The organism is Rhizobium acaciae (genome assembly GCF_025941625.1).
GTDB classification, from domain to species: Bacteria; Pseudomonadota; Alphaproteobacteria; order Rhizobiales; family Rhizobiaceae; genus Rhizobium; species Rhizobium acaciae.
In genome coordinates, this window is record NZ_JAPCZO010000003.1 from 202235 (window position 1) to 215723 (window position 13489).

General features: G+C 61.6%; 12 protein-coding genes. 2 read left to right on the top strand and 10 right to left on the bottom strand.

Translation table 11 applies throughout. From position 1 onward, the window contains the following. Window positions 1–87 precede the first annotated feature (87 nt). The 9 genes from OLZ32_RS06720 to OLZ32_RS06760 form a co-directional block, all read right to left on the bottom strand. The gene (locus OLZ32_RS06720; RefSeq protein ID WP_264420276.1) at window positions 88–2067 is read right to left on the bottom strand and encodes a 5'-nucleotidase C-terminal domain-containing protein; all 1980 of its coding nucleotides are present in this window, start codon (window positions 2065–2067) and stop codon (window positions 88–90) included. 173 nt (window positions 2068–2240) lie between these two features. Beyond that, on the bottom strand, window positions 2241–2561 hold the full coding sequence (locus OLZ32_RS06725) for a hypothetical protein (protein ID WP_264420278.1): 321 nt from the start codon (window positions 2559–2561) through the stop codon (window positions 2241–2243). A gap of 27 nt (window positions 2562–2588) precedes the next feature. Then, on the bottom strand, window positions 2589–2957 hold the full coding sequence (gene omp10 / locus OLZ32_RS06730; protein ID WP_012758937.1) for an outer membrane lipoprotein Omp10: 369 nt from the start codon (window positions 2955–2957) through the stop codon (window positions 2589–2591). A 171-nt stretch (window positions 2958–3128) separates the two neighbouring features. Next, complete coding sequence (locus OLZ32_RS06735; protein ID WP_264420281.1) at window positions 3129–4580, bottom strand: homospermidine synthase; 1452 nt, start codon at window positions 4578–4580, stop codon at window positions 3129–3131. A 197-nt stretch (window positions 4581–4777) separates the two neighbouring features. Continuing rightward, on the bottom strand, window positions 4778–5143 hold the full coding sequence (locus OLZ32_RS06740) for a nuclear transport factor 2 family protein (protein WP_003542860.1): 366 nt from the start codon (window positions 5141–5143) through the stop codon (window positions 4778–4780). 17 nt (window positions 5144–5160) lie between these two features. Then, entirely contained in the window at window positions 5161–5445 is a 285-nt protein-coding gene (locus OLZ32_RS06745; RefSeq protein WP_168303162.1) for a YciI family protein, read from the bottom strand. Window positions 5446–5447: 2 nt separating this feature from the next. Next, window positions 5448–6077 carry an aminotransferase class IV family protein gene (locus OLZ32_RS06750; protein ID WP_017989393.1) on the bottom strand — a complete coding sequence of 210 codons (630 nt, stop codon included), beginning with the start codon at window positions 6075–6077 and terminating at the stop codon, window positions 5448–5450. Continuing rightward, window positions 6074–7234: an aminodeoxychorismate synthase component I gene (locus OLZ32_RS06755; protein WP_003542857.1), complete on the bottom strand. Its 1161-nt coding sequence runs from the start codon at window positions 7232–7234 to the stop codon at window positions 6074–6076. Before OLZ32_RS06755 ends, OLZ32_RS06750 begins: the two co-directional genes overlap by 4 nt. Window positions 7235–7322: 88 nt before the next feature. Next, the gene (locus OLZ32_RS06760) at window positions 7323–9179 is read right to left on the bottom strand and encodes a M3 family oligoendopeptidase (RefSeq protein ID WP_003542856.1); all 1857 of its coding nucleotides are present in this window, start codon (window positions 9177–9179) and stop codon (window positions 7323–7325) included. A 310-nt stretch (window positions 9180–9489) separates the two neighbouring features. Between OLZ32_RS06760 and OLZ32_RS06765 the strand changes: the two genes are divergently transcribed. Both OLZ32_RS06765 and OLZ32_RS06770 read left to right on the top strand, forming a co-directional pair. Then, complete coding sequence (locus OLZ32_RS06765; RefSeq protein ID WP_264420283.1) at window positions 9490–11037, top strand: sigma-54-dependent transcriptional regulator; 1548 nt, start codon at window positions 9490–9492, stop codon at window positions 11035–11037. A gap of 178 nt (window positions 11038–11215) precedes the next feature. Beyond that, window positions 11216–13063, top strand: coding sequence for a DUF882 domain-containing protein (locus OLZ32_RS06770; protein ID WP_264420285.1), 1848 nt, complete (start codon window positions 11216–11218; stop codon window positions 13061–13063). Window positions 13064–13216: 153 nt separating this feature from the next. Here OLZ32_RS06770 and OLZ32_RS06775 read toward each other — a convergent pair whose 3' ends face one another. Further along, entirely contained in the window at window positions 13217–13480 is a 264-nt protein-coding gene (locus OLZ32_RS06775; protein WP_003542853.1) for a DUF2312 domain-containing protein, read from the bottom strand. Window positions 13481–13489 lie beyond the last annotated feature (9 nt).

Here is a 13489-nt window from a genome sequence, read left to right on the forward strand (position 1 = left end):
GCAGCCTGGAGATCGTGGTTCACCCTATAGAAACAAAAGCCGGCCCGGGAAACCCCGGGCCGGCCATTGGCATCGAGACAAATCGTCTTACTTGGCGGGGACCTCGATCTCCTTGCCGACCGTCAGGTGACGCGGGTTCGGCTTGCCATTGGCATCCGAAAGCTTCCGCCACATCGTGCCGTCGCCATAGAAGGTCACGGCGAGATCCCAGAAGGTGTCGCCCGCGGCGATGACGTGGGTGGAAGGCGTCGTCGCGGCAGGTGTGGAGGCTGCCGGTGCGGGTGCCGGTTCCGCAGTGGGTGCGGGTGCTGCTGGCGCCGGTGCAGGAGTCGGTTCTGCAGGTGCCGCCGGCGCGGGAGCTGGTGCTGCTGGGGCCGGGGCAGCGGGAGCCGGCTCGGTGGAAGGGGCGGGAGCAGCCGGTGCAGGGCTGGGTTCGGCAGAGGGAGCCGGAGCAGGCGCTGCCTGCGCCAGTTCCGTGACGCGGCCATCCGTGTAGGGCTTGTAGGGCGAATGTGCGGCGACATATTCGGCGGTCACATCGGCAAGGTCCGGACCATAGTCATAGGCGTTCTTGCCGTCCTTGAAGATCGAGTAGCCGTCGCCGCCACCCCGCATGAAGTTGTTGGTGGCGACCTTGTAGGTCTTGGCCGGGTCGATCGGAGCGAAATTGTCGCCGTCCTTTACCTGAACGTCGCTGATACGGCTGTCGACGGGCTTCGACTGGTCGAACGAGAACTTCAGGCCGGCGACCTGCGGGAAGCGGCCGGCGCCCTGGTCGATCTGGCTGACACCGTTTTCGAGCGCCTTGACGATGTCTGCGCCGGTCAGCTCAAACGTCGCGAGCGTGTTCTGGAAAGGCAGAACTGTGATGACCTCGCCCTGGGTGATCTCGCCGCCGTCGATCGAAGCGCGTAGACCACCGCCGTTCTGGACGGCGATGGTGACGCCCTGGTTCTTGGTGCGATCGAGCATGGCGTCGGCCACCAGATTGCCCATCGAGCATTCCTTGACGCGGCAGACCTTGCGGTCGCCTTCGATCGGGCTTTCGGAGGAGCCGATCACCTTCTTGCGCAGTTCCTCGATCGGCTTTGCCAGTTCGGCAATGCGGGCAATGACGGCCGGATCGGGCGTGAAGCTGGAATCGATCAGGATCGGATCGCCCTTGGCATCCTTGACCACGCCACTATCGTCGAAATTGACGACGAGGTCACCGAGATACTTGCTGTAGGAGGCGGCCTGGACGACCGGCACCTTGTAGCCGCCGGGATTGTCGACCATCGTCGGGTAGGGGCCTTCAGCCTTCGGATCGGTGTTGGAGAGCAGGCTGTGGGAATGGCCGCCGACGACAATATCGACATCCGGGATCTTGGCGATCAGGGCGAGATCGCGGGGATAACCGACATGGGTCAGCGCGATGATCTTGTTGACGCCCTGGCCCTTCAGATCCTGAACGGCCGCGGTAATGGCCTCGACGTCATCGGCGATCGCGACGTTCGGGCCGGGGGAGGAAAGCTCTGCCGTGTCATTGGTGACGGCGCCGACGATGCCGATCTTCTGGCCGCCTACATCGAGCACCAGCGACGGCTTGATGCGGTCGCCGAGCTTGGAGGCGGCCGTCGCCTTTACGTTCGCTGTCACGACAGGGAACTGCACCTTGTCGAGGAAGGTCGCGAGACCGTCCTCGCTGTCGTCGAATTCATGGTTGCCGACGGTCATGGCGTCGAACTTCATCAGGTTCAGGAATTCGGCTTCGGCGGCTCCCTTGTAGGTCGTGTAGAAGAGCGAGCCCTGGAAATTGTCGCCGGCATTGAGGAGGACGACGTTCTTGCCGGATAGCGCCTGGCGGCGCTGGTCGATCGCGGTCTTCAGGCGGGCAGCACCCCCGAAGCATTCCTTCTTGCCTTCCTCCTCTGCCGAGCAGGTGGAGTCGAACTTGTTGATCGATTCGATGCGCGAATGGAAATCGTTGATATGAAGAATATTGAGTTCGTAATCCGCAAAGGCGGCGCCCGCGCTGAGCGCCAGCATGGACGCGGTCAAAAGACCGAAGCTGAAAGACTTCGTCATCCCTGTTCTCCTGATTGAGGCGAAAGATCCCCCTGATCCTCGCCGATCCCTTTCATTATGCGCCGGGGCGGTTTCCCGGCCTGCGGATGTTCCATCAGACGATGCACGACCGCAAGAGAAAGCTGGGCCAGGCGCGGCGCTTTCCAAGAGGGCAGGGTGAAAAAGCCGGGTTCCTATCCCAGGCATTCGCCCGCGGCGGCGTTTCGGTAGAGTTCGTGGACGGCCTCTGCGATATTCGGGACCGTCGCGAGCGCGATGATCAGGCAGAGAAGGGAAACGAGGCGATGAAAGCGCCGGCCGGCCGGATAGGCAAGGAGCGCGCCTGCACCATAGATCAGGACTGCCGGCACGGTGAAGATCAGCACCTGCAGCGGCCCGTCGCAATCGGGAGCGGCGATGCCCTGGGCACGATATTCGTTGGCCGGTGAAACGACCGCAATTGCCGCAAGCGGCATGGCGAGCAGCAGGACGAGATAAGACGCGAAGGCACGCATGCTGTGCTTAGCCTATCGCGGCATCTTTCAGCCGCGGCGGGAAAGCGTGAACTGTGCGCCGGAATCGGAGGTGCAATTGAGCTGGCTCGGGTTGACGAGGGCGCAATTGACCTTGGACTGGGTCTTGCGCACCAGCGAAGTCATGTTGATCTCCACCAAGGTCGGTGAGGTGTTGATATAGGTGCCCGAGGCAAGAAGCTGGTTGCTGTCGGTCGTGCGGGTGGTGAAACTACCGCCCTGGAAGGTGGAAACGATGCCGTTCGGATCGCTCCAGTTGCCTTCGACGCCGGTGGCGGCTGGCGCGGTTGCAACCGGCAAGCGACGCGGCTCTGATGAAACGCAGGCGGCAAGAGCGGCCGCTGCACCGACAAGAACAAGACCAGTTCTGATTTTCATAAGGCTTCTCCCGGCGAATCGGCGCGGCGGACAGCCGCCAAGTTCGGGCAAAACATGGCGCGCGTCCGGCACGAAGGCAAGCCTTGGAGGGGTGGCGAGCGGCAATTATACAGCCGGCGTTACAAAAATGCCCGCCTTGCGGCGGGCATTGTCAAAGCCGTGCAGGCGTCCTCAGCGAACGAGAATGTTCCTGAACTGCCACGGATCCTTGGTGTCGATATCCTCGGGGAAGAGGCCTGGACGGCCGTCGAGCGGGGTCCAGTCGGTGTAGTGACCCTCAACCGGACCGAGATAGGGCATCTGCACTTCGAGGCAGCGCTTGTAGTCGATCTCGTCGGCTTCGACGATGCCGGCATTCGGGTTTTCCAGCGCCCAGACCATGCCGGCGAGGACGGCGGAGGTCACCTGCAGGCCGGTGGCGTTCTGGTAGGGCGCGATGCGGCGCGTTTCTTCCAGCGACAGGCGCGAGCCATACCAGTAGGCATTCTTTTCATGGCCGTAGAGCAGGACGCCGAGTTCGTCGATGCCGTCCTCCAGCTCGTCCTCGTCGAGAACGTGATGGACCGGCTGCGGCGCACCGCCGTTGCCGAACATCTCATGCAGCGAGAGAACGGCGTCGTTGGCCGGATGGTAGGCATAGTGGCAGGTCGGGCGGAAGGTCACTTCGCCGTCCTTGTCGCGGACCGTGAAAAAGTCGGCGATCGAGATCGACTCGTTGTGGGTGACGAGGAAGCCGTATTGCGGGCCGGGCGTCGGGCACCAGGTCCGCACGCGGGTGTTGGCGCCCGGCTGCTCCAGGTAGATCGCTGCCTTGTTGCCCTTCTTGTGCTTCTTGGCGTTCTTCGGCATCCACTCTTCATGCGTGCCCCAGCCGAGTTCGGCCGGCTGCAGGCCTTCAGAGATGAAGCCTTCGACGGACCAGGTGTTCCAGAAGACGTTGAGCGGCTTCGGATGCTTGGTGCGCTGGGTGTCGCGCTCGGCGATGTGAATGCCCTTGACGCCGACCTTCTTCATCAGCTTTGCCCAGCCTTCGCGATCGTGCTGGTCCGGCTCCTCGAACTTGAGGCCGATGTCCTTGGCGAGGTTGACGAGCGCCTGCTTGACGAACCAGGAGACCATGCCGGGATTGGCGCCGCAGGTGGAGACGGCGGTGGCGCCGCCCGGGTTCTTCGCCTTTTCCTTGCGCATGGTTTCGCGCAACGCATAGTTGGTGCGGTCGGCATTGCTCATGCCCTTGTCGAAATAGAAGCCGAGCCAGGGCTCGACAACCGTGTCGATATAGGGAACGTCGAGCTTGCGGCAGAGCTTGATGATGTCGAGCGAGGAGGTATCGACCGAAAGGTTGACGCAGAAGCCCTGACCTTCGCCCTCCGTCAGCAGCGGCTTCAGCAGTTCCTTGTAATTGTCCTTAGTGACATATTCCTTGATGTGGCGAACGCCGTGCTTCTTCAGGATCTCCATGTCGGAGGGCTCTTCACGAGGGTCGATGACGACCATCCGGCTCTTGTCGAATTTGAAATGGCGCTCGATCAGGGGCAGGGTGCCGCGGCCGATGGAGCCAAAGCCGATCATTACGATCGGACCGGTAATTTCGGCATATACCGGATAATTCTGTTCCGTCATTCTTTTCTCCTGTGGAAGGCGACGAAGGCGTTCAGCCCGAAGAATTGTTTTGAAATTGCCGCAGAGAGTGCGAGGTGACCGGCTCTAACCATAAAACGACGTCACAATAAAGAGCGTTGACGGGGAAAGGCCAAATATCGAGTGGCGATAGGGGCCGGCGAAACCGTCCTGGGGATCGGCAGACCGCATGGATTGGCTTAACCGATGACGGTGCCCTGGTGGAAGAGCATGCGCCAGTGCCCGTCCTCTTCCAGCCGCCAGATGGAACTGCGCAGCGTCCGCCTTTCGCTTCCGTCGGTGTCTGTGTAAATGGCGCGGTAGGTGACGAGCGCGATGTGCTCCGCAAGTCTTTGGGTTTCGAAATGCTCACCGCGGGACGTTCCCGTCCGTTGCTCGGCCAAAAGACTGGGCACAATGACGTCGAAGGTATAGAGCCGTCCGGAACTGCCGATTTCGCGGAAATCGCGCGAGAGCAGCGTAGTCAGCATCTCCCGCGAGGCGCGAACGGCTGGGTCGAAGAGTTTTTCTTCGAGCTCTTTCAGATAGGCTGCGAGATCATCCATGATTTGCTCCTGCAAATTCAGCCCTTCAGGATTTCCAGTCCTTCGACCGCCGTCGTTACGGCAAGCTCGGTGATGTCATATTCGGCGACGCCATGGATGATGAAGGGATCGGCGGCGACATAGGCCTCTATTGCGGTGCGATCGCCGATTGCGAGGATGACGCCGCCGGTGCGCGGCACCTTGCGGCCGGAAGCGAGGAACCAGCCCTTGGCATAACCCTCCTTCACCCAGGCCATGTGCGGCTCCATGTGCCTGTCGGCTTCATCGTTGGGTTTCACATAGGTGAGCGAGAGAATGAACATGGTCAGCTCCTGACGAGGTTTGCGCGGATCAGGCCGCGCAGCGAATTGCCGATATAAAGCGTGCCGGCATCGAGATCGGCAAGCGTGACGCGGCCGACGCGGGCTTGGCGCCGGCAGATGAGCTCGGTGCGCAGCACGCCGGCGAGCAGGCCGCAGGAGATCGGCGGGGTGCGCAGGATGCCGGTTCCGTCGTCCAGGAAGATCGAGGTGATGGTGCCTTCACAGACTTCGCCGCACTCGTTCAAAAGGATAACTTCATCGGCCTCGGCTGGCGTGTATTCGGCGCGTGCGGTCTCGTAGATGGCGCGGCGCGTGGTCTTGACGCGCAGCAGCCTGTCGGCGGAATTCAGGCGGGTCTCGGCGACACGGACGGTCCAGATGGTATCGGGCGCCAGGGGCGCGAAAGCGGCGCTCGTCACCTCGATCTGGCCTTGCGCGTCGAAGATCAGGCGGATGCGCAGCGGACCGGCAGCACCCGCAACGGCTTCGTCGAGCTTGGCCGCCGCCTCGATCGGTTGCGGGAAGCCAAGCCGACGGGCGGAGCGGGAAAGCCGGGCGAGATGCAGCCGCAGGCGGATAAAGCCCTCGCCGGGCTGCCAGCGCAGCGTCTCGATCAGCGAAAAATCGATCATCGCGCAATCCATTGGTCGCCGACAGCGAAGCGAGCCTTGAGCAGGCATTCTTCATATTCGGCCTCGGCGGTCGAATCGAACACGATGCCGCCGCCGACATTGAAGACTGCCCTGCCGCCGTCAAAAAGCGTGATCGTGCGGATGGCGACGGAAAAACGCATGGCGCCGGCGGGCGAGATCATGCCGATTGCGCCGCAATAGGCGTCGCGCGGGACATCCTCGAGCGCATGGAGGATTTCCATTGCCCGCATCTTCGGCGCGCCGGTGATCGAACCGCAGGGGAAGAGCGCGGAGAAGATGTCGCGGATCGAAAGATCGGGGCGGAGCCTTGCCTGGACATGGCTCACCATCTGGTGGACGGTCGGATAGGTCTCGATGTCGAAGAGCTTCGGGACGTCGAGCGTGCCGACCTCGGTGATGCGGGAGATATCGTTGCGCAGGAGATCGACGATCATGCGGTTTTCCGCCTGCGTCTTGATATCGCGGCGCATGGCCTCGATGATTTCGGCATCCTCGGCGGCGGTAGCGCCGCGTTTCGCCGTGCCCTTCATCGGATGGGTCTCGATCCAACCCTCTTCATCGGTGCGGAAGAAAAGTTCGGGCGACCGCGAGAGGATGATCGGGCCGCCGAGATCGACCAGCGCGCCGTATTTGACCGGCTGGCGTTCGATCAGCGACCAAAAGGCGGCACGAGGATCGCCGTTCCAGTGAGCCTCGACCGGCATGGTGAGGTTCGCCTGATAGGCGTCGCCGAGCCGCAGGTGCTGGTGGAGGCGGTCGAAGCGCTCTTTATATATGGGGAAATCCCAGGCAGCTTTCGGGGCGGTGAGGAATTCCTCGTTTTCGAGGCGCTGTTTTGGTTGGGCAAGCGGATGCGTATCGGCCTGCGGAGCGTCGAACACGCCAAAACAGAGTAGCGGGGTTTCGCGATGTTCTCCGGCGAAGGGAGCAAGTTTTTCCTCGAAGAGGTATCCGGCCTCATAGGCCATGTAACCGGCAAGCCATTTGCCTGCGGCCTTGGCCTGCTCCATCCTGATAAGGCCTGCAAAGAACTCGGCGCGCGTCCTGGCAAGGATGATCTCTGCCGGCTCGGCGAAAAGCATCACCTGTCCGGTCGCGTCGTCGCGGAACAGAATATAGGGTTGGGTTTCGGCCATCGGCGTCTTTTCTTGGAGTGCGATCTCCTGGTCCGCCAGCCGGCGCCTCTCCCTAGCGGGAAGAGGTTTGGCGTGGGGATAGAGCTGATCAGGCCGCTCGATCTAACGCTTCCAACTCGTCGATCAGCCCTTCGATCATCGACAGGCCCTGGCTCCAAAACGACGGATCCGTAGCGTCAAGGCCGAAAGGCTTCAGCAGTTCCGAGTGATGTTTGGTGCCGCCGGCCCTCAGCAGTTCGAAATACTTCTCCTGAAAGCCCTTCTCGGCCTTCTGGTAGACGGCATAGAGCGAATTCACCAGGCAATCGCCGAAGGCATAGGCGTAGACATAGAAGGGCGAGTGGATGAAGTGGGGGATATAGGCCCAGTAGGTCTCGTATCCCTCGGAAATGCTGATCGCCGGCCCAAGGCTTTCCGACTGGACGGAGAGCCAGAGTTCGCCGATGTCGTCAGCTGTGAGTTCGCCAGCCTTGCGGGCGGTGTGCAGCTTGCGCTCGAATTCGTAGAAGGCGATCTGGCGCACGACCGTGTTGATCATGTCCTCGACCTTCTGGGCGAGCATCGCCTTGCGCTCGCGCGTATCGGTGGTCTTTTGCAGAAGCGCGCGGAAGGTCAGCATCTCGCCGAAGACGGAAGCGGTTTCGGCAAGCGTCAGCGGCGTCTGGCACATCAGCGCCCCTTGTGCGCCGGCGAGAACCTGATGCACGCCGTGCCCGAGTTCATGGGCAAGGGTCATCACATCGCGCGGCTTGCCCATATAATTGACGAGCACATAGGGATGGGCGGAGGGAACCGTCGGATGCGCGAAGGCGCCGGGCGCCTTGCCGGCACGGACCGGAGCATCGATCCACTGTTCGTCGAAGAAGCGCCTGGCGATATCAGCCATCTCCGGGGCAAAATTGCCATAGGCCGAAAGCACCGTGTCCTTCGCCTCCGGCCAGGAGATGATGGCGCTGGAGGTTTCCGGAAGCGGCGCGTTGCGGTCCCAGAAATTCATCTGCTCCATGCCGAGCCATTTCGCCTTCATCTTGTAATAGCGATGCGAAAGGCGGGGATAGGCTTCGCGGACGGCCGCGGCCAGCGCATCGACGACCTCGCGCTCGACGCGGTTTGCCAGGTGGCGGCTGTCGGCGATGTCCTCGAAACCGCGCCAGCGGTCGGCGATCTCCTTATCCTTGGCAAGCGTGTTGGTGATCAGCGTAAAGGTGCGGATATTCGCCTTGAAGGTTTCGGCGAGCGCCATGGCTGCCTTGCGGCGCACTTCCGGATCCTTTTCCTGCAGCTTGTTCAGCGCCACTTCGAGCGGCACTTTCTCGCCATCGATCTCGTAGCGAAGTTCCGCCATGGTTTCGTCGAAGAGGCGGTTGAAGGCGGCGGCCGATGTCATCGACTTCTCGAGGAAGAGCTGTTCCAGCCTGTCGTCGAGCTGGTAGGGCTTGTCCTTCCTGAGATCGAGCAGCCAAGGGCGATAATGTCCGGCCGCGGGATCATTCGCCATGCAGGCGTCGATCACCGCGTCGTCGATGCGGTTCAGTTCCAGCGCGAAGAACAGGAGATGGCCGGAAAATTCGGTGATCTTGGCCTGTACGTCGCCATAGAGCTTGCCGTTTGTTGGATTGGTGGTGTCGGAGAAATAGGTCAGGCCGGCAAAGGAGCCGAGACGGCCGATGATGTCGTCCAGCGCCTCATATTCCTTCAGCGCCGCGCCGATGCCCTCAGCGCCGGTCTTCGCCGCCGCCTCAGTGAGTGTGCCCTTCCACTTTTCTTCGAAGGCGATCGCTGCCTTGCCGGCCTTTTCCATGTCGGCGACGAAGGCGGTGGAGGTGGCGGAGGGATAAAGATCCTGCAGCTTCCAGACCGGCAGATCGCCGAGCGCCGCATCGGCGGCCCCAGCTGGCACTGCTGCCGATAAAAGAAGGCCAGCGTGCGGAAGCTTGATTTTCATGGGCGCAATTCCTCTCCACTTTCATAACAGTCTGCTTGTCTACCGCATCGGCCCGAAAATCGGAATCGATTTTCGGAAAGCACGATGCGTCGATTCAAAGTGTTACAGCGTCCTTTGCGCGTCTGAAAAGACGCGCGGCGCTGTAAGCGTGCTAACGCCCCGCATCAACGGGTTTTCGGCGCATGAAAGGCCTCGCTTCGGCACGAAAACGACCCGTTGCAATCGTTAAAATGCAATTATTTCTCAAAACTGGATGTTCAAGCCTTGCTGTCAGAGTGCGCTTCATGGTTTCGCATGAAGTGAGGCGACAATGACCGGTTACAATGAGCTCAAGGGAGCAGGGCAAATCCTCGTGGTCGAGGACGACCCCGTGCAGCGCCGCCTGCTCAAGAACGCAATCGAGCGTCACGGCCATGTCGTGCACCAGGCGGAAAATGGCCGTATCGGCCTGGAAATGGTCAAACGCGACAGCGGCTTTTTCAACGTTATCGTGCTCGACCTGATGATGCCGGAGATGACCGGCCTCGAATTCCTCGACGCGCTTCACGAATTCGGCACGCAGATCCCCGTCATCGTGCAGACGGGGCAGGGCGGCATCGAAACGGTGGTGCAGGCGATGCGCGCCGGCGCCTTCGATTTCGTCGTCAAGCCGGTCTCGCCCGAACGCATCGCCAATTCGATCTCGAACGCGATGAAGCTCGACCAGCGCGAGGTGAAGGCGCGGGCCGGACGCCGGTCGCGCTCAGGTTCGGTCGGCTTCGACGATATCGTCTCGGCAAGCCCGGCGATGCTCCGTGTCATCGATCTCGCCCAGCGGGCGGCTCAGTCCAACATTCCCGTCGTGCTCGAAGGCGAATCCGGCGTTGGCAAGGAACTGGTGGCGCGCGCCATCCAGTCCGGCGGCGACCGCTCGAACAAGCCCTTCGTCACTGTCAATTGCGGGGCGATCCCGCATAATCTGGTCGAAAGCATTCTCTTCGGTCACGAGAAGGGCGCGTTTACCGGCGCGACCGAGCGTCATATCGGCAAATTCATGGAAGCCGACGGCGGCACCATCTTCCTCGACGAGATCGGCGATCTGCCGCTCGAGGTGCAGGTGAAGCTTCTACGTGCCGTGCAGCAGGGCGAGATCGAGACCGTCGGTGCGCGCACCGCGCACAAGGTCAATGTCCGGCTGATCTCTGCGACCAACAAGGATCTGATCGAGGAGGTCAAGAACGGCCATTTCCGCGAGGATCTCTACTATCGCCTCAACGTCTTCCCGATCACCATTCCGGCGCTGCGCAAGCGCAAGGAAGACATTCCGCATCTGGTGCGCGTCTTTGCCGACCGCTTCTCCAGCGAGCAGAAGAACGGCCGCCGCATGACGGTGAATGCCGGCACGCTGGCTTTGCTGACCGCCTATGACTGGCCGGGCAATATCCGCCAGCTCGAAAACGCGATCTTCCGCGCGGTCGTTCTGGCCGAAGGGCCGGAGCTGACCGAGGCTGATTTCCCGCAGATCGCCGCCCAGCTTCCGGAATATGACGTCGTGGATCACCTGGCACTCGTTGCCGACAATACCGGCCTCGATCCCGACAACGGCTATGGCGAGGATTTCAGGACGTCGATGTCGGGAGAGGCGCACCACCACCGCCTGTCCGAGGCTTCGGAAAACGCGATTGCCAGCGTCAATCCTGCCGGAGACGTGCGCAAGCTTGCCGATGTCGAGGAGGAGCTCATCCGATTCGCACTTAAATTCTATCGCGGCCAGATGAGTCAAGTAGCACGCAAACTCGGCATCGGCCGATCCACACTTTATCGCAAGCTCAAGGACTACGGCATAGACCCCGACAATCCCCAGAAAGATGCGGCTTAAGCGCTTTTCATTAAGATTAAGGCAACCACGTTTTGTTACTAGTCATAAACCACTTGTTAGTGGCGCGTTCACTCTGTAAAGAAAAGGTTGATCATGTGTGGCATTTTTGCCATCGTGTGACCGCATTTGACAGTCATCTGAGACAGTACGGGACATTGTCTGTCTGACGGGGATCGAGTTGCCGAATCTGAATGGGAATTCCAAGCCTTCGCGCTTGAGCTGGCGTTTGTTGTGCGCCGACATTTGCGGAAAGGCAATAAGGACGGTAGCGGCCGCCCTTCTTGCGCTCGCGGTTTCCTCACCGGTATTCGTTGGTACGCCTTCGCAGGCAGCGGGCGACACCCGCAGCCTCAAGCTCTATTTCATTCATACCGGCGAAAAAGCCGTCATCACCTATAAGCGTAACGGCAAGTTCGACCCCAAGGGTCTGGAGCAGCTGAACCGCTTCCTGCGCGACTGGCGCAAGAATCAGCCGACGAAGATGGACCCGCGCCTGTTCGACCTGATCTGGGAAGTCTATCGCCAGAGCGGTTCGAGGGATTACATCAACGTCGTCTGCGGTTTCCGTTCGCCGGGGACGAACGAGATGCTGCGCGGCCGCTCGCGCAAATCCGGCGTCGCCGAAAAAAGCCAGCATATGCTCGGCAAGGCGATGGATTTCTTCATTCCAGACGTCAAACTCGCGACGCTGCGCGCCATCGGCATGAAGATGCAGGTCGGCGGCGTCGGCTTCTATCCGAAATCGGGCTCGCCCTTCGTGCATATGGATGTCGGCGGCGTTCGCGCATGGCCGCGCATGAGCCGCGACGAACTCGTCAGGCTTTTCCCCAAGGGCAACACCATCCATATTCCGGCCGACGGCAAGCCGCTGCCGGGCTACCAGCAGGCGATGGCCGACTATAAGCGCCGCGGCAGCGGCCCGCAGATCCAGATCGCCAGCGTTTCCGAATCGGCGCCGAAGCACAAGACGCTGTTTGCCGCGCTGTTTGGCGGCGGAGCGGACGAGCAGGAAGACGAGTCGGACGATTCCACGCCTGTCGCCGTCGCCAAGGCGACGCCGCCGAAGGCCGAGCCCGCCCCTGCCGAACCGCAACAGACCGAAGTCGCCGATCTGAACGCGCCGGTGCCGCAGGTTCGCCCGGCATTCAGCAACCAGCCGGCGGCCAGCGAAGTGGCGAGTGCACTCGTCGCCCCGCCTTCGGGTAATGCCGCACAACAGGCTCTTGCGGCGGCCCTTCCGGCCGATCAGGCCCAGCCGCAGCAGTTCGCCGATCTCAGCGCCTACAGCATTCCGGTTCCCTCGCTTCTCGGTCAGCGCCGCGCCCCTGGCGACGCCGAGGTTGCATCGACCGATCCCTTGCTGACGGGCGCGAATGCGCTGCCGGTTCCGACGCCGATCGAACGGCCTTCCGTTGCCGAGAACCTTCTTGCCGCGGCCGATGCCGATCCGGAGGCAGACGCCGACGAAGCCGATCAGGACGCGCTGTCTCCCGCCGTTGCCGATGCGCTCGACCAACAGCGAAACGAGGATGTGGAAAGCCAGATCGCGTCGAAGGCGCCGCCGCAGACGGTCGAGCAGGCGATCAACGCCGCGATGACGCAAAAGGCGCCTGCCGCAAAGCCGCCGCTCGAACTCGCCGCCTTGGCGCCGATGACCAAGTCGGCAAGCTTTGGCGACGGCTTCGACGAACCGGCTGTCGAAAGCGCCGTGGCGCAGGGGCTTCCTGCCAAGGGTGGTCGCCCGACGCATAAGGAAGCCGCGGCAGCGGATGCCAGCCGCACGACGGTGCGCACCGAACCGAAGCTGACGGAAAAGATGATTTCGCAGTGGGCGCTCACCAATGCCCGCCTGGAAATGGCCTCCAAGCAGGTCAAGGCGCCGCGGTTCGTCAGCCAGACGATGCGTGCCCAGCCGACCGCCGTTTATGCCGAGGGCTTCAACGTCAAGACCGCTTCGGTCGACCCGGCCCGCTTCAGCGGCACGGCTGTGAACTTCATGGAAGTGCGCAAGTTCAACACGAACTGAGCCTACCGAATACGGAATATCGAAAACCGCCGGAGCGATCCGGCGGTTTTCTTTTTGCTGTTTCGATGGAGCGAGATGGCCGTTCCGCCTCGCGCGCAAAAGAAAAACCGCCGGAGGCCCCGGCGGCTTATCGATATCGGCGATGTGAGCGGATCAGCCCTCCGGCGGCGACTCGATCATACCGAGCGCGAGCAGGTAGGTGTCGAGGATTGCTTCCTCTTCCATGCGTTCCTGCTCGTCCTTCTTGCGCAGCGCCACGACCTTCTTCAGGATCTTGGTATCGAAGCCCATTCCCTTGGCCTCGCCATAGACGTCCTTGATGTCGTCGGCGATGGTCTTCTTTTCTTCTTCCAGCCGTTCAATGCGCTCGATGAAAGCGCGAAGCTGATCGCGGGCGACGCCATGAGCATCAGACATCGTGTTCTC

Bases quoted from the DNA above. Each gene is read 5' to 3' on its own strand.
- OLZ32_RS06765 (WP_264420283.1), top strand. From the start codon at position 9,490: ATGACCGGTTACAATGAGCTCAAGGGAGCAGGGCAAATCCTCGTGGTC.
- OLZ32_RS06750 (WP_017989393.1), bottom strand. From the start codon at position 6,077: ATGATCGATTTTTCGCTGATCGAGACGCTGCGCTGGCAGCCCGGCGAG.
- OLZ32_RS06720 (WP_264420276.1), bottom strand. From the start codon at position 2,067: ATGACGAAGTCTTTCAGCTTCGGTCTTTTGACCGCGTCCATGCTGGCG.
- OLZ32_RS06755 (WP_003542857.1), bottom strand. From the start codon at position 7,234: ATGGCCGAAACCCAACCCTATATTCTGTTCCGCGACGACGCGACCGGA.
- OLZ32_RS06725 (WP_264420278.1), bottom strand. From the start codon at position 2,561: ATGCGTGCCTTCGCGTCTTATCTCGTCCTGCTGCTCGCCATGCCGCTT.
- OLZ32_RS06735 (WP_264420281.1), bottom strand. From the start codon at position 4,580: ATGACGGAACAGAATTATCCGGTATATGCCGAAATTACCGGTCCGATC.
- OLZ32_RS06745 (WP_168303162.1), bottom strand. From the start codon at position 5,445: ATGTTCATTCTCTCGCTCACCTATGTGAAACCCAACGATGAAGCCGAC.
- OLZ32_RS06760 (WP_003542856.1), bottom strand. From the start codon at position 9,179: ATGAAAATCAAGCTTCCGCACGCTGGCCTTCTTTTATCGGCAGCAGTG.
- OLZ32_RS06775 (WP_003542853.1), bottom strand. From the start codon at position 13,480: ATGTCTGATGCTCATGGCGTCGCCCGCGATCAGCTTCGCGCTTTCATC.
- omp10 (WP_012758937.1), bottom strand. From the start codon at position 2,957: ATGAAAATCAGAACTGGTCTTGTTCTTGTCGGTGCAGCGGCCGCTCTT.
- OLZ32_RS06740 (WP_003542860.1), bottom strand. From the start codon at position 5,143: ATGGATGATCTCGCAGCCTATCTGAAAGAGCTCGAAGAAAAACTCTTC.